Raw genomic sequence first — 22,958 nt, 5'->3', positions numbered from 1 at the left:
GGCCGTTGTCAGGCAGCCTTGCCGACGACGCTTAGCGCCAGGATGCTGTCAAACGCCGCACACGCCCCCGCGCATGCGTCGCCAATCTCGTCCGGCGACTTCACGTTTTCTTTCAACGCGAGCATGAACGCGCGCCAGCGCGGCCCCGGGCCTTCGTCGGCCCCGCGCAGGTAACGCAGCGGATGCGGCCCCAGCGGCTCGGCCAGCTTGCCGTACAACACCTTCCCGCCCAGCTGGGATCCTTCGATCACGTAGGCCACGCCCCAGCGGTAGGCGGCGCTGGCATCCTGCGGCCAGGCATGCGGGTGGGACGGCGCGCGCAGCGGCGGCATGCCCGGCTCATTCAGATCGGCATCGATCAACGCCAGCCGCCCGAGCGCCGGCAAGACCGTCTGCGGACCGTCGGCGAAGCCGTCCAGCCAGCCCTGCAGCGGCGCCAGCCAGTCGCGCACCATCGTCAGGTGCGTGGCATAGTCGTGCACATCGGGGGCAGGACTGGACAACGGCAAGCCGCTGTCGAGCCGTTCGTGGCGTGCGGAAGTGGCGGCGCGCAGCGCGGCCAGGGCGTCCAGGTCGGACGCCGGGTCGTGAGGTCGGTTCATGACCTCATCTTAGCAGCCAACCCGGAACTCAGTCGGCCACGGGTTCGGGATAATCGACCGAGATGATCTCCAACTCGTCCATGCCGAGCGGCGTCTGCAGCGGCACCACGTCGCCCTCGCGGCACTTGGTGAGGGCGCGCGCCACCGGCGACACCCAGCTGATCTTGCCCTTCAAAGGATCGAGCTCGTCCACGCCGACGATGGTGACGGTGTGCTCTTCGCCGGCCTTGTTGATGTAGCTCACCGTGGCCCCGAAAAAGACCTGGTCGTTGCCGTAATGAACAGTCGGGTCGACCACGAAGGCCGAATCCATGCGCTTGGTGAGAAAGCGGATGCGGCGGTCGATCTCGCGCAGGCGGCGCTTGCCGTAGATATAGTCGCCATTCTCGGAACGGTCGCCGTTCGACGCGGCCCAGTGCACGATGCGCACCACCTCGGGCCGGTCGACGTCGATCAGCTGCAGCAGCTCGTCCTTGATGCGCTGGTAGCCGGCCGGGGTGATGTAATTCTTGGCGCCGGCAGGAATCGCCTGCGCCAGGGCCAAAGATTCTTCTTCGTCGTCGTTATCGGACTCTTTTACAAATGCCTTATTCATGACCTTATTGTAACGAGACTTGGCGTCGCCTGCGCCAGGATTCGCGCGCTTTTATCGTATGATGCAGACAAGCCAAAGCAGTGCACGCAAAAGAAACGACGAGACAAAACAATGAGCCTGCCCTCTCCTTTCCATACCGAACATCCTCCCACCTCCGGCCTGGTGTACCAGTTCGTCCTGCACCCCGACGGCAGCACCAGCTTCCCCTGCCTGAACGAAGGCTGCAGTGCGCTGCTCGGCCTGGCGCCCGGCGAGCTGCAGGCCGATCCCGCGCTGTTCGAAAGCCTGATCCTGCCGGAAGACCGGCGCGCCTACCACGAGGCGATGCGGCAGTCGGCCGCCGCCCTGGCGGCCTGGAACTGGGAAGGACGGATCCGCATCCCGGCCTGGAACGACGTCAAGTGGATCAACCTGCGCGCCACCCCGCACACCCGCGAGGACGGCGCGGTACAGTGGGATGGCATCATGACCAATATCACGGCAAGCAAGCAGGAGCAGGAAGAATCGCACCGTTCGCGCGAGCGCCTGGCCGAGCTGACCGCGCATATCGAGCAGGCCAAGGAAGACGAGCGCACCCGCATCGCGCGCGAGATCCACGACGACCTGGGCGGCAACCTCACGGCGATCAAGATGGCGCTGGCCATGCTGTCGGCGCGCCTGCCGCCAGACCAGCCGGACCTGCACGACAAGGCGAACTACGTCGACGGCCTGGTCGACCGCACCATCGAGGCGGTGCACCGCATCTCGCTCGACCTGCGCCCGAGCACGCTCGACCTCGGCATCGTCGCCGCACTGGAGTGGCAGGCGCGCGAATTCGAGAAGCAGATGGGGATCGCCGTCATCATGCGCTGTCCGCATCGAGACGATGAGGACCTGGAGCTCGAGCCCGACCATGCGAGCGCGCTGTTTCGCATCTTCCAGGAAGCGCTCACGAACGTCGCCAAGCATGCCAATGCGACCCGGGTCACGGTGTCGCTGCGGCGCCAGCGCAACCTGCTCACCCTGGCGATCTGCGACAACGGCCGCGGCATCCAGCCCGCCGACCGCCTCAAGCCGCAATCGTTCGGCCTGCGCGGCATGAGCGAGCGCGCCAGCGCGCTGGGCGGCACGCTGGCCTTGTCGTCCGCGCCCGGAGGTGGCACGATGGTGACCATCAAGACCAGGCTGGCATCCAGGCCTGCCGCGCAGCAGGCGGCGGCCCACAAGGCAGCGCAAGAAGAAGAATGACCGACAAAGTAAACATCCGCGTTTTCATCGCCGACGACCATGCCATCGTGCGCGAGGGCCTGAAGCAGATCCTGGCCGAGCAGCGCGACATCAATGTCGCCGGCGAGGCCGAGAACGGCGTCGACGCCGCCCGGCTGGTGGGCAAGTCCAAGGCCAACGTGATGCTGCTCGATATCTCGCTGCCCGACCGCAACGGCATCGACGTGCTCAAGCAAATAAAGAAAGACCGGCCCGAGCTGGCGGTGCTGATGCTGTCGATGCACCGCGAAGACCAGTACGCGATCCGCGCGCTGAAGGCCGGCGCGTCCGGTTATCTCACCAAGCAGAGCGCGCCGCGCGAGCTGGTGACGGCGATCCGCCAGGTGGCGGGCGGCCAGAAATACGTGAGCGCGGCGCTGGCCCAGACCCTGGCCAGCTCGATCGGCGCCGACCACGAGGCGGCGGTGCACGAAGGCCTGTCCGACCGCGAGTACCAGACCCTGACCATGATCGCCTCCGGCATGACGGTCAGCGAGATCGCGCGCGAGCTGTCGCTGTCGGTCAAGACCATCAGCGAATACCGCGCTCGTTTATTGGTCAAAATGAAACTCAAGACCAGCGCCGAGCTGACGACCTACGCCATCCGTAACGGTTTGGTGGACTGAATGTGACATTTTCGTTGCGCTGCGGCGGCAACCGGTGCGCTCAAGGACTATGTTACTGTTTTTTAATTGATGCATGGCAAAAAAGCTGATTATCATGTCGCCAATCCCGCGAATTCGTCATTGCGCAGTCATCCATGTCCATCTCGTCCACTCCCGCCGCGCCCGCCGTGAACCAGCCAGCCAATCCTGCTGCGAATCCCGCTGCGAATCCCGCTGAAATCGCACGCGAGGCGTTCCGCCGCCTCGCCACGCGCCGCATCGCGCCGACGCCGGACAATTACCGCGCCATCTATGACGAGATCGCCGGCATTCCGCCGGCGCCGCCGGCAGTAGCTCCCGCGCCGGACTCGGGCGCGATCGAGGTCCTGGCCGGCTTCGCGCGCCGCATGGCCGAGACGCCGGGCGAGCTGTCGGAGTACGGCCGCCGGATGACGCGCGCGGTCAAGCTGGAAGACTGGACCGGCTATACCCAGGCGCTGGGACAAATGTCTGAGCGTCATTTGCGCCGCAACACCCCGGTGATGGCCCTGGGCGACGAGGAACCGGACACCGTCCTGCTGCGCGAGATGCTGGCGCGCACCCTGTCCTTCGCCTGCGCCTCGCTGCTGAGCGGCGACGCCGAACTGTCGGCCGAGGCCGAGGCGCTGGGCGCCCTGGTGAAGACCGCCGTCGGCGAATCCGAACTGCAGGACATCGCGGCGCGCCTGAAGCAATTGTGCTTCCAGATCGAGCTGCGCAAGGACGACGGCGCCGAACGGCAGGAACTGCTGCTGCGCCTGTTCCGCCTGCTGCTCGACAATATCGAAGGCCTGCTCGACGACGACAACTATATGCGCGGCCAGGTGCTGGTGGTGCAGGACCTGATCAAGGGCCCGCTCGACACGCGCGCGCTGGAAGACGCCACCCGCGGCCTGAAGGACGTGATCATCAAGCAGGGCCACCTCAAGCACGGCATCGACGACGTGCGCGGGGCGATGAAGAACATGATGATGACCTTCATCGACCGCCTCGGCTCGGCCGCCGCCGCCACCAGCGACTACCACGCCAGGCTGGGCGGCTTCTCGGAACGCATCGGCAAGGCCACCGACGTGAACGAGATCAACGGCGTGCTCGACGAAGTGCTGCGCGAGATGCGCAGTGCCCAGGACGAGGCGCTGGCCTCGCGCGACCGCATGGTCAGCGCGCATAAAGAGGTGCAGGAGGCCGAGCAGCGCATTCGCGAGCTGGAAGCCGAGCTCCAGCATATGAGCGAACTGGTGCGCGAAGACCAGCTGACCGGCAGCCTCAACCGCCGCGGCCTGGACGATGTGTTCGAACGCGAGAGCGCGCGCGCCGACCGGCGCAAGACGCCGCTGTGCGTGGCCCTGCTCGACCTCGACAACTTCAAGCGCCTGAACGACACCTATGGCCACATGGCGGGCGACGCCGCGCTCAAGCACCTGGTGAAGGTGGTGCGCGAGACGCTGCGCTCGATGGACGTGATCGCCCGCTTCGGCGGCGAGGAATTCCTGATCCTGCTGCCGGAGACCACGGTCGAGGCGGCGGCGGCGGCGATGGTGCGAGTGCAGCGCGAGCTGACCAAGCACTTTTTCTTGCACGATAACGAGAAGATGCTCATCACGTTCTCGTGCGGGGTGGCGCTCCGGGTGCCCAACGAAGAGCAGGCGTCGCTGATGGCGCGCGCCGACAAGGCGATGTACCAAGCCAAGAATAGCGGGAAGAATCGGGTGGTGATCGCGGATTGAGGGAAGACTTGCTTGGCATACACTACGCGGTGTTATGTCCAACCAGATCGACTGTCCAGACCATGCCCATCCTGCATCGCACCCAGACCCTGTCCGCCCTCATGCCGCGCTTCGTGGAGCGCTTCCGCTGCATTGGACCGAGCTGCGAAGATACGTGCTGTTCTGGCTGGATTGTTCAGGTAGACAAGAAAACGTACAAGGCCTACCGTAAGGAATCAGTCCCCGCACTCGAAAACATGGTCGCCAATACCGTGCGCCTGGATGAAATGACATCGAACGGCGGCTATGCTGTCATCAGACCGGTTGGTGAACTCAAGCAGTGTCCTGCGCTCGCTGATGGCATGTGCTCGGTGCAGTCGAACCTGGGCGAATCCTATTTGCCCAATGTATGCCATTCCTATCCTCGAACTAACCGCAGGCTCCACGGCCAGGTTGAGCAGACGATTACCTTGTCGTGCCCCGAGGCAGCGCGTCTGGCATTGCTGGCTGAGGATGCATTCGAATTCGTTGAGACACCGGTCCATCTGCGTGGCTCCGCGCTCCTCGAGGTAAGCCAATGCGCCGGTGTGACACCCGAGTTGATGGTCGAAACCCGGATTTTCTGCCTGAACCTGATGCGTACGCGCGAACTCGCCTTGTGGCAGCGCCTTGCGATACTTGGCACGTTCTGCGATGCCTTGACCCATCTCTGCATCAGAAACGAGCAGGCCACTATCCCTGCCTTGATCAACGATTTTGTGCACTTGATCGAAAACGGCGAGCTATTAGCAACGCTGAATAGCATCCAGCCAAATCACGAAGCCCAAGCAATGGTTTTTGCCACACTGTGGGCTGCCAAAGGATTCGATACCGTATCGCCTTTCCAAAAGAGCATGATCGAACAGATCGCGTCCAAATTTGGAGCTGATGTGTATGGCCAGGTCAGCGCTGAGCGGTTGGTCACGGCCTACCGGCATGGTCTGGAACGCCTGGATGAAGCGCTGTTGGAGGCCCCATGGTTTCTTGAGAATTATGTTGTGAATGAGATGTTTAGCCAGCTTGTTCCATTCAACGGCAACAATCCCTATGAAAGCTACTTGCGCCTGATCGCGCGCTTTGGCCTGCTTCGCACGCTGCTGGCCGTGCAGTGCAATACGGCAGGCGACGTGCCACCGTTAGCCACCTTGGCGGCGACGGCGCAGATGCAGTGTCGCCGGTTCCAGCATGATCCCGCCTACTCCAATCGCGTCAAGGATTCCTTGTTCGAAAGCGGATGGGCGGAAATGAGCAAGCTATATACATTACTCCGGACCTGATCCGGACCATCGGTCACTGCAAGCGCGACAACAAATCAGCTGAGCTCGGCCCTGCCCGGCCAGTTGCGGAAACAAATTTAGCCTGCAAAAAAAACTTTTTTATCCCTAAAGTTCCTCATTCAATTGCCGCCAAGAGACGCCATGCTTGGCCGATGTGCTTGAAAACTCTCAATTTTTTCAAACGTGGCCCTAAACTTTTTCCATAGGGCACCGTTACCAGCAACAACAGCGGTTTGAACGTCGCGGAACAGCGCGACGGACCAAAGTACACAGCAGCAAGGTCGCTGCACCCTGAAAGACCACGTCTCTGGAGTAGACACCATGGCATCCGTCATCAATACCAACGTTGCATCCCTCAACTCGCAGCGTAACCTGTCGTCCTCGCAAGCTTCCCTGAACACCTCGATCCAGCGCCTGTCGTCGGGTCTGCGCATCAATAGCGCCAAGGACGACGCCGCCGGCCTCGCGATCTCCGATCGCATGCAGTCGCAGATCAAGGGCATGACCCAAGCCACCCGCAACGCCAACGATGGCGTGTCGATGGCCCAAACCGCAGAAGGCGCCCTGGCAAGCTCGGGCGACATCCTGCAGCGTATCCGCGAGCTGGCAGTGCAATCGTCGAACTCGTCGAACTCGGCCAGCGACCGCAAGGCCCTGCAGACCGAAGTCACCCAACTGACCTCGGAACTGAACCGTATCGCCAACACCACCGAATTCAACGGCCAGAAGCTGATGGACGGTTCGATGGGTACCGCGAACTTCCAGGTCGGCGCCAACGCAGGCCAGCTGATCTCGATGACGGGCGCGAACTTCAACACTACGACCTACGGCAACAACCGCCTGGAGAACAATGCAAAAGCGGCTGGCACCACTGCCCTGACCGGCGGCGCCTTGGTGATCAATGGCTCGGAAGGTTCCAAGACCCACACCGTCGGTGCTGGCGAAACGGCCAAGACCACTGCAGCAGGTATCAACAAGCTGAGCGGCGACACCGGCGTGACCGCCACCGCAAAGACCGAAGCACTGCTCAAGGCTACCACGGCAGACAAGTCGTACACGTTCACGCTGAAAGGCGACAACACCACCGACGCGGTCACCATTTCGTTCTCGGTCGGCAAGCAGGACGCGAACGGCTATGCCGCAGCCATCAGTGCCTTCAATGCGCAATCGGCCAAAACCGGCGTTACCGCGTCGTACGACGAATCCGGTGGCGTCAAGCTGACCCATGCGGAAGGCAATGACATCCAGCTGACCAACACCACCGTTGGCCAGACCGCAACCCTGGACACTTACAAAACCGATGGCACCTCTGTTGGCGCGGCAACCATGGCAGCTGCCGGCGGCGCTGCTACCGCCAAGGGAACCATCACCATGGACTCGGAAAAGAGCTTCTCGGTGACGGATGCAAGTGGCTGGGGTCTGGCTGCCGGCACTACCAGTGGTGCATCGGCTCTGAAATCGGTGGCTGACCTCGACATCAGTACCTTTGACGGCGCCCAGCTGGCGATCAAGACTGCTGACGCAGCGCTAGCCTCGGTCAACAGCAAGCGCGCTGAATACGGCGCACTGCAGTCGCGTTTCGAATCGGCGATCTCGAACCTGGGTTCGTCGACCGAAAACCTGTCGGCATCGCGCAGCCGCATCGTCGACACCGACTTCGCTGCCGAAACCGCGAACATGACCCGTGGTCAGATTCTGCAGCAGGCTGGCACCTCGATGCTGGCCCAGGCCAACTCGCTGCCGAACGGCGTCCTGTCGCTGCTGCGTGGCTGATCGCCCAGGCAGTAACGACAACGCGAAGTAAGCGGTTCCTCGGCTGAAGAAATTCAGCCGGGGAATTTTTACTAGGGGAATCGACATGCAGATCCAATCAATGGGTTCGTCGCCCGCACCGAAGCTGGATGAACGTCCAGCCGCGGTGGCCGGGCAAGCTGCGGTCGTGGGGCGCCAGCAGGCCCCCGACGCGCCAGCCTCCGCACCGGGCAAGGAAGAAGTGTCGGCCGCCGTCAAGAAGCTCAACGAGGCCATGCCGCCTTCGGCCCAAAGCCTGGAATTCGAGATCGACGAGGATAGCAAGCAAGTCGTCGTCAAGCTCATCGACCAGAGCACCAAGGAGGTGGTTCGCCAGATCCCCACCGAAGAAGCCCTGGAAATGGCCAAGTCGATCGACAAGATGCAGGGATTGCTGATCCGGCAAACCGCCTGACCGCCAGCGCCGCCATGAAGCGCCACATCCGCGAGGATGTGGCGCTTTTTTCATCGGCATACCGCGCCGGTTACCGGATGCTGTTCAGCAAAATCAAAATAAAGCCGCATTTACCGCTCTTAAGTCCGCTTTGTTTCTGTCGATAATCACATACGATATCGCTTTCACGGGAGAAACAAGTGGCCGTCAGTTCAACCTCGCTAGACATCAACACCATCGTCAGCCAGCTGATGCAGGCCGAGTCCGCGCCTCTTGCCAACTATGACAAGAAGACGGCGGCATTCCAGGCCCGCGCGGCGGCCCTCAATCAGGTCAGCGCTGCCGTCGGCGTGTTCCAGGGCGCGTTGACGTCGCTGAACCAGCCGGCCACCTTCCAGGGATTGAGCGCTTCCTCCGCCAACAAGGACATCCTTTCCGGCACCGCCGGCAACGGCGCCGTGCCGGGCCGCTACAAGGTCAACGTGACCCAATTGGCCCAGGCCCAGAGCCTGAAGACCAGCGGTTTTGCCACCACCACCGCCACCATCGGTTCCGGCACCCCGACCACCCTGACCTTCCAGTTCGGCACCGTCACCGGCGGCACGTTCGGCGCCACCGGCGCTGCGCTGGGCGCAGGCGCCGCAGGCGGCGGCATCGGCAACGGCTCCCTGAGCCTGAACGGGATCGCGATCAGCACCGGTCCGACCACGCGCAGCGCGCGCGCCCTGGCCGAGGCCATCAATGCACAGAGCGACAAGACCGGCGTCGTCGCCACCGCCGGCACCACCACCACCCAGAGCGGCCTGTTCGACAACTTCGGCCAGGTCAGCATGGACAACGGCGCCAGCTATGCGCTGTCGGTCGCCGGCGTGCAGCTGGCCAGCCTGAACAGCAGCAGTGCGCCACTGACCGCGACCGACCTCGATACCGCCCTGGCCAGCGCCGGCACCCGCAATGCGCTGGCGGCCGCCAACATCACCGTCAGCGGCAGCGCCGAAGACGGCACGCTGCAGTTCACCGCGTCCGACGGCTCGACCATCGACATCACGGAGACCGTGACCGGGACCGTGCGCGGCGGCATCGGCAAGGACCCTGCCGATGCCAATGCGGGTTCGACTTTCAGTGCGACGGCCGGCGTCACCCTGCGCTCGAACGACGGCAACCAGATCGTGGTCGGCGGCACCAACCCGGCTGCCGCCGGCTTTACCGCGGGCAGCGTCGGCTCCCATTTGGACTCCGCTTTCTCGCTCAACGGCGCCATCAACAGCAAGACCATCACCCTGGAAGCGGGCGACCAGTCGCTGCAGGGCATCCGCGACGCCATCAACAAGGCCGACATGGGTGTCACGGCGACCATCGTGTCGGATGGCAGCGCCAAGCCCTACCACCTTGTGCTGACCTCGAACAAGACCGGCGAGGCAACGACGATGAAGATCAGCGTCGCCGGCGAGGACGGCGATGCGGGCGATCCAGCCATTGCCGCCATGCTCGGCTACGACCCGGCGGGCGTGCAGAACCTGACGCAGACGGCCGGCGCCCAGAGCACGAAGCTGAACATGAACGGCATCGAGATCAAGAGCGACAGCACCACTGTCACGGATGCGATCCAGGGTGTAACGCTGGACGTCACCTCGCTCGGCAGCACGACGCTCACCGTGTCCAAGGATACGGCGGCGATCACCACTGCGGTGAACGACTTCGTCAAGGCATACAACGACCTGAACAAGACGATTACCGGCCTTACCAGCTACAACGCCGAAACCGGCACGGGCGGGATCCTGCAGGGCGACGCCAGCGTGCGTTCGATCCAGAGCCAGTTGCGGCGCCAGATCAGCGCCGTGATGGAAGGCACCGGCGGCAAGCTGAACTCGCTGACGCAGATTGGCATCGGTTTCCAGCAGGACGGCAGCCTGAAGGTGGATTCGACCAAGCTCAACAAAGCGATCACCGAGAACGCGGCCGACTTCGGCGGCCTGTTCGCGGCAATGGGCTCGACCACCGACAACATAATCAAGTTCGACAAGTCGAGCGCAGCCACCAAGCCGGGCACGTATGCGATCAGCATCACCAGCCTGGCGACCCAGGGCAACCTGGTCAGCAGCGCCGCCCTCACCGGCTCGACCACGATCGCCCCGAACACCGTCTGGCGCGTCACGCTGAACCAGACCGACCCGGTCACCGAAAGCAAGACGCAGGAAATCAAGCTCCAGGCCGGCACCTACAGCAACGACGACCTGGCCGCGCTGATCCGCTCCGCGATCAACGGCAACTCCACCTTCGCCGGCGCCGGCGACACGGTCGAGGCCTCGGTCGGCGACGATGGCCGCCTGACGCTGTCGTCGAGCAAGTACGGCGATGTGTCGAATATCTCGATCGCCGGCGTCAGCGGCAGCCCGGTCGACAGCATCTTCGGCGGCGCGACCCCGACCAAGGGCAAGGACGTCGAAGGCACCATCGGCGGCGTCGCCGCCACCGGCAATGGTCAATCGCTGACCGCAGCGCCCGGCTCGTCTGCCGAAGGCATCCAGGTGTCGATCACCGGCGGCCTGGTGGGCGACCGCGGCTCGGTCACCTTTTCGCAGGGCTTCGCCTACCAGCTCAACAACCTGGCGACCGGCTTCGTCGGCAAGGACAGTCTGCTCAAGAGCAAGACCGACGGCCTGAACGCCTCGATCAAGTCGGTTGCCGAACAGCGTTCGCGCTTCGAGACGCGCCTGGAAAGCATGGAAAAGCGCTACCGCGCGCAGTTCGTCGCGCTCGACGCCATGCTGGCCTCGATGCAGTCGACCTCTAACTATCTTACCCAGCAGCTGGCGACCCTGTCGGCCAACTGGGGTTAATTGAGCATCACTGGAGAATCACATGTTTGGAACCCCTAAACGCGGCGTCGGCGCTTATGCCACGGTCGGCCTGGAAACCGGCGTCGCTTCGGCCTCGCCGCACAAGCTGGTGGTCATGCTGTACGACGGCGTGATCGTCGCCCTGCTCAGCGCGATCAACGGCATCAAGTCGTCGAACATCGCCACCAAGGGCGCCTCGATCTCGAAGGCCATCACGATCATCGACAACGGCCTGCGCGCCTCGCTCGACAAGAAGGCCGGCGGCGAAATCGCCGCCAATCTCGACGCCCTGTACGACTACATGAGCCGCCGCCTGCTGGAAGCGAACATCAAGAACGACGCCGCCATCGTCGAAGAGATTCACGGCCTGATGGCGAACCTGCGCGAAGCCTGGGTCCAGATCGGCGAGCAGCAGGCCGCGGCCGAGCCGATGCCGCCCGCGATCCAGAAAGCCCCTACCCTGATGAGCGCCTGAGAGAGATGACGACGATGACGATGAGCGGACAGGAAGTCGTGACCACCTATGAAACCATGGTCGGCATCACCGAGCGCATGCTCGATGCGGCCAGCGCCAACGAGTGGGACCGCCTGGCCGAACTGGAGCAGGAATGCGCGCGCCATGCGAATCGGTTGAAAGCGAATGAAGGCGGCGCGCCGCTGGGCGGCCAGGAGCGCCTGCGCAAGGTCAACGCGATCCGCCGCATGCTCGACACCGACCGCCAGATCCGCGACCTCACCACGCCATGGATGGCGCACCTGTCGTCGCTGATGAAGAGCACCTCGACCGAACGCCGCGTCGTGCGCGCCTACGGCGTCTGATGATGGGAGGGCTGGATGCTGCCGCGTGAACTCGTCGGCAGCGTCACGCCTGTCACTGCGGCCCGGCCGGCCGAGCAGGCCGCCGATCCGCGCCAGCAGGCGTTCGCGCGCGAGATCGCGCCGCTGCTGGGCAAGGCCATCCACGGCGCGGTCCAGGCCCGGCTGCTGGATGGCACCTTCGTCGTCAAGTTCGCCGACACCCAGGCCCGCATGCAGCTGCCTCCCGGCGCCCAGGTCGGCGCCGACGTGCCGATGACCCTGGTCGGCCTGCATCCGCGCCCCACCTTCCAGGTCGGATCGCAAACAACGACCGCCTTTGCCGAAGCCGGCCCCGCGCCGCAAGAAGACGCCGACGGCGCGCATGCGCCGCTGTCGTACCGCGAAGGCGCCGCCGTCGGCCGCGCCGGCGCCCTGCTGGCATCCGGCGCCGCGCTCGGCGCGCAAGCGTTCGCCGGCGGCACCGAGGCGAAGAACACCACCTTGAGTCCCACCGCCCAGGCCCTGGCCGGCGTGCTGGCCGCGGCCCAGAAGGCCGACAGCCAGCTCTCGAGCATCGTCGGCCGCGCGCCGCTGGCGCCCGGCCCCGGCACCGATCCGGCCCTGCTTGCCGCCGGCCTGCAGCAGGCGTTCGGCAAGAGCGGCCTGTTCTACGAATCGCACGTGGCCGAATGGGCGCGTGGCGCCCTGCCCCTGTCCGAACTGGCGAACGAGCCGCAGCAGCAGGCTGCGCAGGGCGGCGCACGCCCAAATGCGCAGGATCCCGCGACTGCGCAATTCATCAGCATGCAGCTGGCGGCCCAGGAGCAATCGCACCTGGCCTGGAAGGGCCAGCTGTGGCCGGGCCAGCCGATGGAATGGGACGTGCAGCGCGAGGCCCATGGCGATGGCGGCGGCGAGCAGGCCATCTGGCACTCGCGCCTGCGCCTGCGCTTTCCGCAGCTGGGCGAACTCGAGGCGCAGCTGCGCATGGTGAACGGAAGCCTGCAGGTGCAGTTCGCGGCGGCCGACGACGCCACCGCCGGCCTGCTGCGCGAGCACATGCCGGAACTGGCGAGCGCCCTCGATGCGGTGGGCACGCCGCTGGCCGGCTTCGATGCGCGCGCGCGCGCCGGCAAGCCGGATGCGAAGGATGCGGGCGATGCCTGAATCGGCCGACAAGCGGCGCCAGAACGCCGTGGCGCTGGCCTATGGGGCAGGCGAGCGCGCGCCAACCGTGGTGGCCAAGGGTTCCGGCATGGTCGCCGAGCAGATCATCCGGCGCGCCCAGGATGCCGGCGTGTTCGTGCACGAATCGAAGGAGCTGGTGTCGCTGCTGATGCAGGTCGATCTCGACCGCGAGATTCCGCCCGCCCTGTATCGGGCAATTGCGGAACTGTTGGCATGGCTATATCATATAGAGTCGGCTCGACAACATGGTGGGCTGTTGCCTCCCGCGCCCGATCCGACGCCCCACCTCCCAACGGAATTAGCGGCAAGGACAGATGCAAGCGATGATTGAAGCAGAACTGGAAGACTGGCACGACTACGAAGTCGGATCCCGCCGCGAGATCGTGGCCCTGCTGCGCCAGATCGGAGAAAAGAACCAGCTGATTCGCATGCTGATCAAGGGCGAGGCCGACGTCTGCGTCACCTCGATCCTGGCGGTCGACGAGGACAGCGGCACCGTGGTGCTGGACCGCTCGGTGGAGCGCGCCCAGAACGAGCGCATCGTGGCCGCCGGCCGCGTGAAATGCGAAACCACGCTCGACAAGATCCGCATCCTGTTCGGCGCCGACGGCCTGGGCCCCACCACCTGGCGCGGCGAGCCCGCGCTGCGCGCCGATATCCCGCCCACCCTGATCCGCCTGCAGCGGCGCGAGTACTACCGCATGCCGACCCCGGTCAGCAATCCGGTGCGCGCGCTGGTGCCGGTGCCGATGGACGCCGGCGGCGGCATGGGCGTGTTCCCGCTGCACGACATCAGCGTCGGCGGCGTCGCCCTGCTCGACAACAAGCTCCAGCTAAGCGCCAGCGTCGGCCGCGTGATCGAGGGCTGCCGCATCGAGCTGCCCGAGATCGGGCCGATCGCGACCTCGCTCGAGATCCGCAACTCGCTCGACCTCACCCTGCTGAACCACAAGACCAGCCGCCGCCTGGGCTGCCAGTTCGTCGACATCTCGCGCGGCGGCCTGGCCGCGGTGCAGCGCTACATCACCAAGCTCGAACGCGAACGCAACGCGAAGCTCGCCGGCCTGGCCTGAACCTTCAGGCGGCCTGCGGCGCCGGCGCCGTGTAACAGGCGCCGGCGCCGCATCGGACATGCCCCCCATTAAACGACGATCGATGGACCCGGCCGCGCGCGCATCCGCCCCCTCCCTGTCGCTTCCCGCGGCTGCCCTGCACGGCCACGACACCGCAACCCTGTCCCAGGCCATGGGACTGCTCGCCATCGTCGGCGACCTGAGCATGGGCCAGCCGATCGACGGGTCGGAGCGCGCCGCGCGCCTGGCCGCGCGCGTGGCGGCGGCGGCCGGCGCCAACGCCGCGGCCTGCGAGCACGCGCGCATGGTGGCGCTGCTGCGCTGGTCGGGCTGCACCGCCAACGCGGCCGGCTTCGCCGCGATGCTGGGCGACGACGTCGGCGCGCGCCACGCGCTGATGAGCCGCACCCTCGATGCCCGGCAGGCGGCGCGCCTCTCCGACACCACCGGGCTGGCCGAAGTCCACTGCGAAGTCGCGGGCGACATCGCCGCCATGTTGGGCTTGCCGGCCGCGGTCGAAAGCGGCTTGCGCCACGTGTGGGAGCACTATGACGGCAGCGGCGTTCCGCTCCGCCTGCGCGGCGACGAAGTGCCGAACGTGGTGTACCACGCGGCGCTGGGCGGCGACCTCGAGATCCTGGCGCGCGTGCATGGCGTCGAGCGCGCGCTGGACATGATCGCGCAGCTGGGCGACGTCAAGTACCCGGCGCGCCTGGTGGCGCTCGTGGCGCCGCACGCGCGCGCCTGGCTCGACGAGCTGGAGTCCACCGAAGCGCCATCGCCGCAGCCGGATTTTCTTCCGGTGTCGGCGCCGCTCACCCTGGTGGCCGACATGATCGAACTGAAACTGCCCTGGCTGGCTGGCTATTCGCGCCGCGTCGCGCTGCTGGCGCAGGAGGCGGCGCAGCTGGCGGGCCTGCCCGAGGCGCAGCAGCGCCTTGTTGCGCGCGCCGCCCTGCTGCACGGGATCGGGCGCGCGGCGGTGACCAACACGGTGTGGGAACGCAGCGGCAGGTTGAGCGCCGCCGACTGGGAAGCGGTGCGCCTGGTGCCCTACTGGACCGCGCGCGCCGGCAGCCGCATCGACGGCCTGGGGCCGGACGCGCAACTGGCCTCGCACGTCTACGAGCGGCTGGACGGCAGCGGCTACTTTCGCAGCCTGGACGCGAGCGCCCTCGGCGCGCCGCAGCGCCTGCTGGGCGTGGCCGCCGCCTGGGCGGCGCTGCGCTCGCCACGGCCATGGCGCGCAGCCCACGAGCCGGCGGCGGCTATCGCCCTGCTCGAGGCCCAGGTGACGGGCGGCCGCTTCGACCGCGCCACGGTCGACGCCGTGCTGGCCGCGGCGGCGGGCGTCCGCCCCACGCCGGCACATGGAACGGGAACGGCGGGCGCGGGGGCCGCAGGTGGCGCGCACGGCAGCGCCGGCGCGCCGGTGCGCGCCACGCTGTCGGCGCGCGAGGCCGAGGTCTTGCAGCGCATCAGCCTCGGGGAGAGCAACAAGGAGGCCGCGCGCGCCATGCGCATCAGCCCCAGCACCGTGCGCACCCACGTCGAGAGCATCTTCCGCAAGCTCGATTGCTCGACCCGCGCCGCCGCCACTCTCAAGGCCCTGACTCTCGGACTCATCTGAGAGCCCGTCGTGTTCCTTTGCTTGCCCCAGGACCATCGGGGGCCGCATTCCGATCGATCAGTTACAGGCGCTGCGGATGCCGCTGCCCGGACGGATCAGGCCGCGCTGCGTGGCCACCACCACCGCATGGGTGCGTGCGGTGGCGTCGAGCTTGCTCATCACGCCCTTCACATGGGTCTTGACGGTGCCGACGCCGATGCCCAGCCTGCGCGCAATCGACTTGTTGCAGCAGCCCTCGGCCAGCAATTGCAGCACGTCGGTCTCGCGGCCGGTCAGGGTTTCGCGGCTGAGGCTAGCGGCCACGCTGCGCGTCACCGATTCGCTCAGGTAGCGCTGGCCCTGGACCAGCGACGCGACCGCCTCGAGCAGCTCGTCCTGGCTGCACGACTGCAGCACATAGCCCTGCACGCCCGCGTCCATCGCGAGGCGCACCTCCCATTCCTTGTCGAGCTGGGTGACGATCAGGACACTGGGCCGGCGCAGGCCCGCGTGCTCGGGCCGGCGCGCCAGCGCGAGGCCGGTGTCGTAGTCGGCGACCAGCATCCGCGCCACCTGCCGCGCCTCCGGCTGGCTCGGGTGGGTGCTGACGCGCCATTCCTGGCGGCCGGCCAGGATGGCGTGCAGGCCGGCGGTCATCACCGGATCGGTGTGGATGATATGAACGGCGGATGGGATGGTCGGCATGGTGTACTCCTGATGTGGCTGCGTCGGGCACGCTACCCGTTCGTTCATATTGGAACGACAAGTTAAGTCCGGCAAGTTAAACCATGTAAAAAATGCGCCGGCAGGCGCCGGGCGGCGCTTCGATAGGCTGGCATGCGAATGCGTTATACTTGGGCGATCATGCGTCTGACCTCCTTCACCGATTACACGTTGCGCACGCTGCTGCACCTGGGCAGCAATCCCGGCCGCCTGGTGACGATCCAGGAGATCGCAGACCTGCACAGCATCTCTAAAAACCACCTGATGAAGGTGGTGAACGAGCTCGCACGCAATGGCACGATCGAAACCATTCGTGGCCGCAACGGCGGTTTTCGCCTGGCGCACGAACCGAAGGACATCAATATCGGCGCCATCGTACGCATGAGCGAGAGCGACTTCTACATGGCCGAGTGCTTCGACCCCAACGGCACGCCGTGCGGCCTGGTCAAGGCTTGCGGCCTGAAGAGCGTGCTGGGCAATGCCACCGCCGCCTATCTGGCCGAACTCGACCGTCACACCCTCGCTTCCCTGCTGCCCGAGCCGCGTCCGCGCGACATGCCGGTCACGGTGCACCGGCGCAAGGCCGCCTGAACCTTCAGCGTCGACCGCGCTTCCTCCATCTACCGCGTCAGGACGAATGCGTGCGGCGCTCGTTCAGCAGGGTCACGAAGCGGCGTGCCGCCAGGCCCTGGGGACGGCTGTTCGCCCACACCACGTCGACGAACAACTTCATGATGTTGGTGAAATTGGCGGAAGGGATTTGCAACAGCTGGCCATCCGCCAGCGGCGCACGCACGAAGCCGGCGGGCAGCCAGGCCCAGCCCAGCCCCGCGGTTACCAGGCTCAGCGCGGCGACCGGATTGTCGGTCTTCCACTGCAGGCGCGACATGGCGATGCGCTTGTCGACCTGGTCGGCATGGCGGCCGGCCATCACGATCTGGCGCTCGCCCAGCAGGTGCTGGTCGCGGATCGCGCCGGCCGGCACGCGCGCCAGCAAGGGGTGGTCAGGCGCCAGCACCGCCACCAGGGTTTCCTGGGCCACTTCCTGGAAACCTTCGCGCGGATCCATGCCGTAGCGCTCGAACACCAGCGCCAGGTCGGCGCGGCCATCCTGCAACATCGCCAGGGCATCGGCTTGCGCGGCGCTCAGCACATTCACTTCCAGCAAGGGAAACTCGTCGGACAGGACCCGCAGCGCATCGTGCCAGGGCGCGGCGGCCATCAGCTCGGGCACCAGCACCAGGGTCAACGAAGGCTCGAGGTCCTGGCTCAGCGACAGCGCGTGCTGGTTCAGCAGCCGCAATTGCTCGACCAGCAGCCGCGCCTGCGGCAGCAAGGCCAGCGCGTGGTCGGTGGGACGCGGCTCGCGGCCGCTGCGGTCGAACAGTTCCAGGCCGAGTTCGGCTTCCAGGTTGGCGATGGACATGCTGATGGCCGAAGGGACGCGCCCAAGCGCGCGCGCGGCGGCCGAGAACGAGCCGCCATCGACAGCGGCGAGCAGGATGCGCAAATGGTCGAGATCGAAAGCCATCTATCAATCATACTGACAGCTGCTGACTTTTTCCATCACCCTGATTCACATAAGATGCGCTTTTTATCAGCGGCAACGTCTGCCGCGTCCAGTCGAGGAGAGCATCATGGTGTGGTTGGTATTGTTTCTGGCAGGGTTGTTCGAGGTGTGCTGGGCGGTCGGCCTGAAGTACACGGAAGGATTCACCCGCCTGTGGCCCACGGTCGGCACCGTGGTGGCGATGGCGATCAGTTTCGGCCTGCTGTCGCAGGCGATGAAGACGCTGCCGCTGGGAACGGCCTATGCGATCTGGACCGGCATCGGCGCGGTCGGCACCGCCCTGGTGGGCATCGTCCTGTTCGGCGAGTCGGCCAACCTGGCGCGCATCGCCTGCATCAGCCTGATCGCGGCCGGCATCATCGGACTGAAGCTGGCGACGCCGGCCTGAAAACGCCCGGCGATCCCTGACCACAATGGCACCCGGCGGTATTACGCCAGCACAGGAACTGGCGCTGGCGGCACGCTGTGGGAGCACTGGGATCGCCAGCTTTTGATAAAAATCAACGGTCAATCCGACAAAATTTTCCCTGGAGCCGGTTTTACGTACTATGCACCTTGATCTTGATGTTCTGAAATTTCAGGTAGTCATGTAGCGGAAAACATCCTGCCGCTGACCGCGCAAGATCGCTGTAATGGCCATGACAGGCGCCTGGCATAAGGTGCGCCGGCGCCCCACCCGATAACCATGCGCGACTTTCCATGATCGCAAAGCTCTGCTCTTTCAGCGAAATGCCGGCGGAAGCGCTACCGGCAAGCACGGCGCTTCCCAGCCATTACGAACTGGGCGCGCGCCTCGGCGCCGGGGGCTATGGCGAGGTGTACGAGGCCTGGGACAACAAGCTGCAGCGCAGCGTGGCGATCAAGCGCATCGAACGCGCCGCCCATGCGGCCGCCCACGCCGACCCGCTGCATGAAGCGCGCATGGCGGCGTCGCTGCACCACCCGTCTTTCGTCACCGTGTATGCCATCGAAGAAGATGCGTCCGGCGCGTCGATCGTGATGGAACTGGTGCAGGGCCGCACCATCGGGCAGCTGGCCCAGAAAAGCCGCATCGCCCGCGCCACGGCGCTCGACTGGATCGGCCAGATCGCCGCCGCCATGCAGGATGCCCACGCGGCAGGCCTGGTGCACGGCGACCTGAAGCCCTCCAACCTGATGGTCGAGCCATCCGGGAAGGTGCGGATCCTCGACTTCGGCCTGGCCTCGCGCTGCGACCAGCTGGCCACCGGCGCGGTCGAATCGACCGGGCCGGTCGGGACCATCGCCTACATGGCGCCGGAACGCCTGCTCGGACACCGCGCCGATGCCCTGTGCGATATCTACGCCGTCGGCGTGCTGCTGTACGAACTGCTGGCCAGAACCCGCCCGCACAGCCACCTCAGCGGCCTGGCGCTGGCGGCCGCGCATATGCAGTCGAGCTCGGCCAGCTGGCACTATCCCGAGACCATCGATGCGCCGCTGGTGGCCCTGATCCGGGACATGACGGCGCAGCAGCCGGCGCAGCGGCTGCCCGGCATGGCGCAGGTGGTGCAGCGGCTGGCCGGGATCGCGCCCCTGGACGCGCCGCATCCGCCGCCGTCGCCGCGCCGCCGCTGGCAGGGGCCGGCGGCGGTGCTGTTGGCGCTCGTGCTGGCCGGCGGCATATGGCGGCTCGGGACCGAATCCGCGGCGCGCGCGCCGGTCCATCCGGCGGCGCCCGCACCGGTCGATTCGCCGGCGCTCGCGATGCAGCGGGGGCTGGCGGCCCTGAAACATTTCGACCGTCCCGGCAGCCTGGAGGCGGCCGAGCGTCACTTCAGCGCGCTGCTGGCAGGCGACGGCGGCCACGCGGCGGCGGCGGCCGGCATGGCCCTGGTGCAGACGCTGCGCTACCGCGGCGACACCCAGGACGAGGTCTGGCTGCGCAAGGCCGACGCCAGCGCCCAGCAAGCCATGAAGCTGAACGATCAGCTGGCGCTGGCGCACATCGCCCGCGGCTGGGTGCTCGCCAGCCAGAGACAGCACGAACGCGCCGGACAGGCCTTCGAGCGCGCGCTGCAGCTCGACCCGGCCGATTTCTTCGCCTGGTACGGCAAGGCCCAACTGCTGCGCCACGCGGGGCGCGACGCGCAGGCGTTCGAGACGCTGCGGCTGGCCCAGGCCCGCTTTCCGCGCGAGCGCGTGTTCTTCGACGAATTGGGCAGCCTGCTCTACGAGCGCGGCGATCATGCCGGCGCCGAGCAGGCCTTCCGCCGCAGCATCGCCGTGCAGCCCGACGCGGTCGCCGGCTATGCCAACCTGAATGCCGCCCTCCTGCGCCAGGGCCGCGCCGACGAGGCCCTGCGCGTGCTGCAGCAGGGATTGCAGGTGCGCCCGAGCGCCACCCTGTACGCCAACCTCGGCAACGCGCTGTTCCTGCGCGGCGACTACGTCGGCGCCGCCGCCGCCTTCGAGCATGCGGTGTCGCCGGTGCGCGGGGCGCCGGGCGAATACCTCAACTGGGCCAACCTGGCCGACACCCTGCTCTGGATTCCGGGACGCGAGGCCGAGGCCCGCCAGGCCTACGGCGAAGCGCGCCGCCTGCTCGCGCCCATCCTGCAGCGCGCGCCGCACGATGCGACCCTGGTCTCGCGGATGGGGTTGTACGCCGCCCGCAGCGGCGACCGGGACGCGGGCATGCAGCTGGCGGCGCGCGCCACAGAGCTCGCGCCCGACAGCGCCGACGTGCAGTTCCGCGCCGGCCTGGTGCGTGAATTGCTGGGCGAGCGCGAGCTGGCGCTGGAATCGATCGCCAGCGCCCGGCGGCTGGGATATCCCGCCGCCTTCATCGACGCCGAACCCGACCTGCTGGCACTGCGGCGCGACCTGCGCTACCGCCATCCCTGAACTCTCCTTGCCCCATCCTGTCCGTTTCTTCCACCAGAAAGGCGATACCATGAGCGAAATCAGTCAGCCAGTTCCGACCACCGACCACACCTTCCAGGTCTACTACAGCAAGGCGGACCGGCAGATCCGCTGGAAATTCGATGGCGCCGACGACATCGACACCTGCAAGGTGTACACCAGCGACAGCATCGCCTTCTCCATCCAGCCCGAGGCCGACGACAGCGGCGGCGCAGTGGTGCAATCGGTGTTGCTGTCCGGCTCCCAGTCCGACCAGACCAAGGGCGCGCCGTTCGAGGAAGGCGCGTTGATCGACCTGAGCCAGACGATGAAGCTCAAGGTCGGCACGTCGACCGGGCTGTGGGGATTCAGCATCGCGTTTACCGTGGCCCACGCGGACAGCACCACCTCGTTCTATTTCGTGCCCGATCCGGAGCTACAGGTCGGTTCGATTCGCGCCTGAACGCTCCAGCAGCCCCAGTTTGTTGAGCTGGCGGCGCAGCGGCGCGGCCAGTGTCTTGAGGGCCGCGGCGCAGCGCTCGACGTCGCCCTGCGCCCCTGCCCAGGCACGGCCGATCTCCCCGGCCTCGATGCCTTCGGCGCGCCGGATCAACGGGTGCCGGTCGAGCAGCTTGTACAGGCTGGGGCGGGAGATGCCGAGCGACTCGGCGGTGCTGCGCAGGATCCAGCCGTGGCGCGACAGCGCCGCGACCAGTTCATCGTCGCTCAGCGCGGAGGGCTTGCGGCGCGCCGCGCGCGCCCCCGCGAGCTTGCCGGCATCGGCCGCGGGCGGCTCTTGCACCAGCTGGTCGAAGCGCGGCGTGACGCCGCTCCTGACCATCAGCGCGGCGCGCTGCAGGACGCGCGCCAGCTGGCGCACATTGCCCGGCCAGTCGTAGCACGCCAGTTCGGCCACCAGTGAACACGGCAGGTCCACGCGCCCATCGTCGGCCGGATACAGCTGCCGGATCAGCACGCCGATGTCCTCGCGCCGGCTGCGCAGCGGCGCCAACTGGATGATCACGCCTTCCAGGCGGCGCAACAAGGCCTGGTTGAAGTGCGAGCCGTCCAGGCGCTGGTCGGTCGCCGCCAGGATGCGCGCGGTCGAGCGCAGCTCTTGCGCCGATCCCAGCGGCCGATAGTCGCCGCCCTCCAGCACCCGCAGCAGCATCGGCTGGACGCAGGCGGGGGCGTTGCCGACTTCATCGAGGAACAGGGTCGCCCCGTTGGCCTCGCCGAACAGCCCCTTGCGCTCGCCCTGGGCGCCGGTGTAGGCGCCCTTGACCGCGCCGAACAGTTCAGCCGCGGCCAGCGACTCGTTCAGGGCCGCCATATTGACCGTCACCAGCCTGGCGTCGGCGCGTGCGCCGAGCGCATGAATGGCGCGCGCCACCACTTCCTTGCCGGTCCCGGTTTCCCCCAGCAACAGCACCGGCAGATCGCTGCGGGCCACCATGCGGATCTGGTCGCGCAGCATGACGGCGGCGCTGCCGACGCCGTGCAGGCCGCGCACCTCGTTCGCTTTCGGCAGCACCGTACTCCAGTGCAGGCACAGCAGCACGGTCCGTCCCAGCGCGATCACCTGGCCGCGTTCGAGGTCGGCGTGGTCCAGCGCCACGCCGGCGCCGATCTCGCGGCCATTCAATTCGGTGGTCATGCGGCTCAGCGGCGCCTGCAGCGAGACGCCGTCGTCGACGCGCACGATGCGCAGCGGCTCGCGCGAGATGGCGCCATGCCCGAGCGGCAGGCCTGCGGCGCCGGGACGGCTGAACAGCGGCGCGTAGCGGCTCAGTTCCAGCACGCCGCCGGGCGCGCTGGCGATGCACTGCTCGCCGATGCGGGCGGCGTCCGGATGCCAGAGGATGGTCAGGGTCAGCAAACGGCTGGCGGCGCCGTCCGCGTGCATCAACGGCGCGGTCAGCGTACGGGCGTCATTGAGGTCATGCATGCGCGGTCCTCACAGCGGCCATGTCCGGGTCCCTGGCGATGTATATGTCGTGGA

At 66.6% G+C, this 22,958-nt stretch carries 22 protein-coding genes; 17 read left to right on the top strand and 5 right to left on the bottom strand.

Features of this window, described 5'->3' with window-relative positions:
• Positions 1-8: 8 nt before the first annotated feature.
• Positions 9-602, bottom strand: a complete 594-nt coding sequence (locus tag HMPREF9710_RS09785; RefSeq protein WP_005665920.1) for a biliverdin-producing heme oxygenase — start codon at positions 600-602, stop codon at positions 9-11.
• Positions 603-630: 28 nt separating this feature from the next.
• The gene (greB, locus tag HMPREF9710_RS09780; RefSeq protein WP_005665918.1) at positions 631-1,197 is read right to left on the bottom strand and encodes a transcription elongation factor GreB; all 567 of its coding nucleotides are present in this window, start codon (positions 1,195-1,197) and stop codon (positions 631-633) included.
• A 111-nt stretch (positions 1,198-1,308) separates the two neighbouring features.
• Between greB and HMPREF9710_RS09775 the strand changes: the two genes are divergently transcribed.
• The 13 genes from HMPREF9710_RS09775 to HMPREF9710_RS09715 all read left to right on the top strand — a co-directional run bounded on the left by HMPREF9710_RS09775 (position 1,309) and on the right by HMPREF9710_RS09715 (position 15,822).
• Complete coding sequence (locus HMPREF9710_RS09775; RefSeq protein WP_005665916.1) at positions 1,309-2,424, top strand: sensor histidine kinase; 1,116 nt, start codon at positions 1,309-1,311, stop codon at positions 2,422-2,424.
• Positions 2,421-3,068 (top strand): response regulator, encoded by a 648-nt coding sequence (locus HMPREF9710_RS09770; RefSeq protein WP_005665914.1) that lies wholly within the window; start codon positions 2,421-2,423, stop codon positions 3,066-3,068. Before HMPREF9710_RS09775 ends, HMPREF9710_RS09770 begins: the two co-directional genes overlap by 4 nt.
• A 134-nt stretch (positions 3,069-3,202) precedes the next feature.
• The gene (locus HMPREF9710_RS09765; RefSeq protein ID WP_005665913.1) at positions 3,203-4,813 is read left to right on the top strand and encodes a sensor domain-containing diguanylate cyclase; all 1,611 of its coding nucleotides are present in this window, start codon (positions 3,203-3,205) and stop codon (positions 4,811-4,813) included.
• Positions 4,814-4,875: 62 nt separating this feature from the next.
• Positions 4,876-6,108, top strand: a complete 1,233-nt coding sequence (fliB, locus tag HMPREF9710_RS09760; RefSeq protein ID WP_005665911.1) for a flagellin lysine-N-methylase — start codon at positions 4,876-4,878, stop codon at positions 6,106-6,108.
• A gap of 321 nt (positions 6,109-6,429) precedes the next feature.
• A complete protein-coding gene (locus tag HMPREF9710_RS09755; protein WP_005665909.1) occupies positions 6,430-7,881 on the top strand; it encodes a flagellin N-terminal helical domain-containing protein in 1,452 nt (483 codons plus the stop codon).
• Positions 7,882-7,966: 85 nt separating this feature from the next.
• Complete coding sequence (locus HMPREF9710_RS09750) at positions 7,967-8,314, top strand: flagellar protein FlaG (protein ID WP_005665907.1); 348 nt, start codon at positions 7,967-7,969, stop codon at positions 8,312-8,314.
• A 179-nt stretch (positions 8,315-8,493) separates the two neighbouring features.
• Complete coding sequence (gene fliD / locus HMPREF9710_RS09745; RefSeq protein WP_005665905.1) at positions 8,494-11,133, top strand: flagellar filament capping protein FliD; 2,640 nt, start codon at positions 8,494-8,496, stop codon at positions 11,131-11,133.
• Between the two features lie 22 nt (positions 11,134-11,155).
• Positions 11,156-11,608 (top strand): flagellar export chaperone FliS, encoded by a 453-nt coding sequence (gene fliS / locus HMPREF9710_RS09740; RefSeq protein WP_005665903.1) that lies wholly within the window; start codon positions 11,156-11,158, stop codon positions 11,606-11,608.
• Positions 11,609-11,613: 5 nt separating this feature from the next.
• Entirely contained in the window at positions 11,614-11,952 is a 339-nt protein-coding gene (locus tag HMPREF9710_RS09735) for a flagellar protein FliT (RefSeq protein WP_229409760.1), read from the top strand.
• A 15-nt stretch (positions 11,953-11,967) separates the two neighbouring features.
• Entirely contained in the window at positions 11,968-13,098 is a 1,131-nt protein-coding gene (fliK, locus tag HMPREF9710_RS09730; RefSeq protein ID WP_005665899.1) for a flagellar hook-length control protein FliK, read from the top strand.
• Positions 13,091-13,450 carry an EscU/YscU/HrcU family type III secretion system export apparatus switch protein gene (locus HMPREF9710_RS09725; protein ID WP_005665898.1) on the top strand — a complete coding sequence of 120 codons (360 nt, stop codon included), beginning with the start codon at positions 13,091-13,093 and terminating at the stop codon, positions 13,448-13,450. The genes fliK and HMPREF9710_RS09725 overlap by 8 nt, the downstream gene beginning before the upstream one ends.
• Positions 13,443-14,192, top strand: coding sequence for a flagellar brake protein (locus tag HMPREF9710_RS09720; RefSeq protein ID WP_005665897.1), 750 nt, complete (start codon positions 13,443-13,445; stop codon positions 14,190-14,192). Before HMPREF9710_RS09725 ends, HMPREF9710_RS09720 begins: the two co-directional genes overlap by 8 nt.
• 82 nt (positions 14,193-14,274) lie before the next feature.
• Positions 14,275-15,822 carry an HD domain-containing phosphohydrolase gene (locus HMPREF9710_RS09715; protein ID WP_005665895.1) on the top strand — a complete coding sequence of 516 codons (1,548 nt, stop codon included), beginning with the start codon at positions 14,275-14,277 and terminating at the stop codon, positions 15,820-15,822.
• A gap of 57 nt (positions 15,823-15,879) precedes the next feature.
• Here the strand turns inward: HMPREF9710_RS09715 and HMPREF9710_RS09710 are convergent, their stop codons facing one another.
• Entirely contained in the window at positions 15,880-16,506 is a 627-nt protein-coding gene (locus HMPREF9710_RS09710) for a response regulator transcription factor (RefSeq protein ID WP_005665893.1), read from the bottom strand.
• Positions 16,507-16,665: 159 nt separating this feature from the next.
• Between HMPREF9710_RS09710 and HMPREF9710_RS09705 the strand changes: the two genes are divergently transcribed.
• Complete coding sequence (locus HMPREF9710_RS09705) at positions 16,666-17,115, top strand: RrF2 family transcriptional regulator (protein WP_005665891.1); 450 nt, start codon at positions 16,666-16,668, stop codon at positions 17,113-17,115.
• A gap of 37 nt (positions 17,116-17,152) precedes the next feature.
• On the opposite strand, the gene HMPREF9710_RS09700 is transcribed toward HMPREF9710_RS09705, so the two are convergent.
• Positions 17,153-18,055, bottom strand: a complete 903-nt coding sequence (locus HMPREF9710_RS09700; RefSeq protein WP_005665889.1) for a LysR family transcriptional regulator — start codon at positions 18,053-18,055, stop codon at positions 17,153-17,155.
• Positions 18,056-18,161: 106 nt separating this feature from the next.
• Between HMPREF9710_RS09700 and sugE the strand changes: the two genes are divergently transcribed.
• The 3 genes from sugE to HMPREF9710_RS09685 all read left to right on the top strand — a co-directional run bounded on the left by sugE (position 18,162) and on the right by HMPREF9710_RS09685 (position 21,419).
• The gene (gene sugE / locus HMPREF9710_RS09695) at positions 18,162-18,482 is read left to right on the top strand and encodes a quaternary ammonium compound efflux SMR transporter SugE (protein WP_005665887.1); all 321 of its coding nucleotides are present in this window, start codon (positions 18,162-18,164) and stop codon (positions 18,480-18,482) included.
• Between the two features lie 311 nt (positions 18,483-18,793).
• A complete protein-coding gene (locus HMPREF9710_RS26540; protein WP_005665885.1) occupies positions 18,794-20,959 on the top strand; it encodes a serine/threonine-protein kinase in 2,166 nt (721 codons plus the stop codon).
• 49 nt (positions 20,960-21,008) lie between these two features.
• Positions 21,009-21,419 (top strand): hypothetical protein, encoded by a 411-nt coding sequence (locus tag HMPREF9710_RS09685; protein WP_005665884.1) that lies wholly within the window; start codon positions 21,009-21,011, stop codon positions 21,417-21,419.
• Here HMPREF9710_RS09685 and HMPREF9710_RS09680 read toward each other — a convergent pair.
• On the bottom strand, positions 21,393-22,904 hold the full coding sequence (locus HMPREF9710_RS09680) for a sigma 54-interacting transcriptional regulator (protein WP_005665883.1): 1,512 nt from the start codon (positions 22,902-22,904) through the stop codon (positions 21,393-21,395). The two genes, HMPREF9710_RS09685 and HMPREF9710_RS09680, sit on opposite strands and share 27 nt — an antisense overlap.
• Positions 22,905-22,958: the final 54 nt, after the last annotated feature.

This window comes from Massilia timonae CCUG 45783 (assembly GCF_000315425.1).
In the GTDB taxonomy this organism is placed as follows: domain Bacteria; phylum Pseudomonadota; class Gammaproteobacteria; order Burkholderiales; family Burkholderiaceae_D; genus Telluria; species Telluria timonae.
This window is presented reverse-complemented; position numbering and strand designations above follow the sequence as displayed.

What these genes read in the sequence shown, in the direction of transcription:
- HMPREF9710_RS09785 (WP_005665920.1), bottom strand. Translation starts at nt 602, where the DNA reads ATGAACCGACCTCACGACCCGGCGTCCGACCTGGACGCCCTGGCCGCG.
- greB (WP_005665918.1), bottom strand. Translation starts at nt 1,197, where the DNA reads ATGAATAAGGCATTTGTAAAAGAGTCCGATAACGACGACGAAGAAGAA.
- HMPREF9710_RS09775 (WP_005665916.1), top strand. Translation starts at nt 1,309, where the DNA reads ATGAGCCTGCCCTCTCCTTTCCATACCGAACATCCTCCCACCTCCGGC.
- HMPREF9710_RS09770 (WP_005665914.1), top strand. Translation starts at nt 2,421, where the DNA reads ATGACCGACAAAGTAAACATCCGCGTTTTCATCGCCGACGACCATGCC.
- HMPREF9710_RS09765 (WP_005665913.1), top strand. Translation starts at nt 3,203, where the DNA reads ATGTCCATCTCGTCCACTCCCGCCGCGCCCGCCGTGAACCAGCCAGCC.
- fliB (WP_005665911.1), top strand. Translation starts at nt 4,876, where the DNA reads ATGCCCATCCTGCATCGCACCCAGACCCTGTCCGCCCTCATGCCGCGC.
- HMPREF9710_RS09755 (WP_005665909.1), top strand. Translation starts at nt 6,430, where the DNA reads ATGGCATCCGTCATCAATACCAACGTTGCATCCCTCAACTCGCAGCGT.
- HMPREF9710_RS09750 (WP_005665907.1), top strand. Translation starts at nt 7,967, where the DNA reads ATGCAGATCCAATCAATGGGTTCGTCGCCCGCACCGAAGCTGGATGAA.
- fliS (WP_005665903.1), top strand. Translation starts at nt 11,156, where the DNA reads ATGTTTGGAACCCCTAAACGCGGCGTCGGCGCTTATGCCACGGTCGGC.
- HMPREF9710_RS09735 (WP_229409760.1), top strand. Translation starts at nt 11,614, where the DNA reads ATGACGACGATGACGATGAGCGGACAGGAAGTCGTGACCACCTATGAA.
- fliK (WP_005665899.1), top strand. Translation starts at nt 11,968, where the DNA reads ATGCTGCCGCGTGAACTCGTCGGCAGCGTCACGCCTGTCACTGCGGCC.
- HMPREF9710_RS09725 (WP_005665898.1), top strand. Translation starts at nt 13,091, where the DNA reads ATGCCTGAATCGGCCGACAAGCGGCGCCAGAACGCCGTGGCGCTGGCC.
- HMPREF9710_RS09720 (WP_005665897.1), top strand. Translation starts at nt 13,443, where the DNA reads ATGATTGAAGCAGAACTGGAAGACTGGCACGACTACGAAGTCGGATCC.
- HMPREF9710_RS09715 (WP_005665895.1), top strand. Translation starts at nt 14,275, where the DNA reads ATGGACCCGGCCGCGCGCGCATCCGCCCCCTCCCTGTCGCTTCCCGCG.
- HMPREF9710_RS09710 (WP_005665893.1), bottom strand. Translation starts at nt 16,506, where the DNA reads ATGCCGACCATCCCATCCGCCGTTCATATCATCCACACCGATCCGGTG.
- HMPREF9710_RS09705 (WP_005665891.1), top strand. Translation starts at nt 16,666, where the DNA reads ATGCGTCTGACCTCCTTCACCGATTACACGTTGCGCACGCTGCTGCAC.
- HMPREF9710_RS09700 (WP_005665889.1), bottom strand. Translation starts at nt 18,055, where the DNA reads ATGGCTTTCGATCTCGACCATTTGCGCATCCTGCTCGCCGCTGTCGAT.
- sugE (WP_005665887.1), top strand. Translation starts at nt 18,162, where the DNA reads ATGGTGTGGTTGGTATTGTTTCTGGCAGGGTTGTTCGAGGTGTGCTGG.
- HMPREF9710_RS26540 (WP_005665885.1), top strand. Translation starts at nt 18,794, where the DNA reads ATGATCGCAAAGCTCTGCTCTTTCAGCGAAATGCCGGCGGAAGCGCTA.
- HMPREF9710_RS09685 (WP_005665884.1), top strand. Translation starts at nt 21,009, where the DNA reads ATGAGCGAAATCAGTCAGCCAGTTCCGACCACCGACCACACCTTCCAG.
- HMPREF9710_RS09680 (WP_005665883.1), bottom strand. Translation starts at nt 22,904, where the DNA reads ATGCATGACCTCAATGACGCCCGTACGCTGACCGCGCCGTTGATGCAC.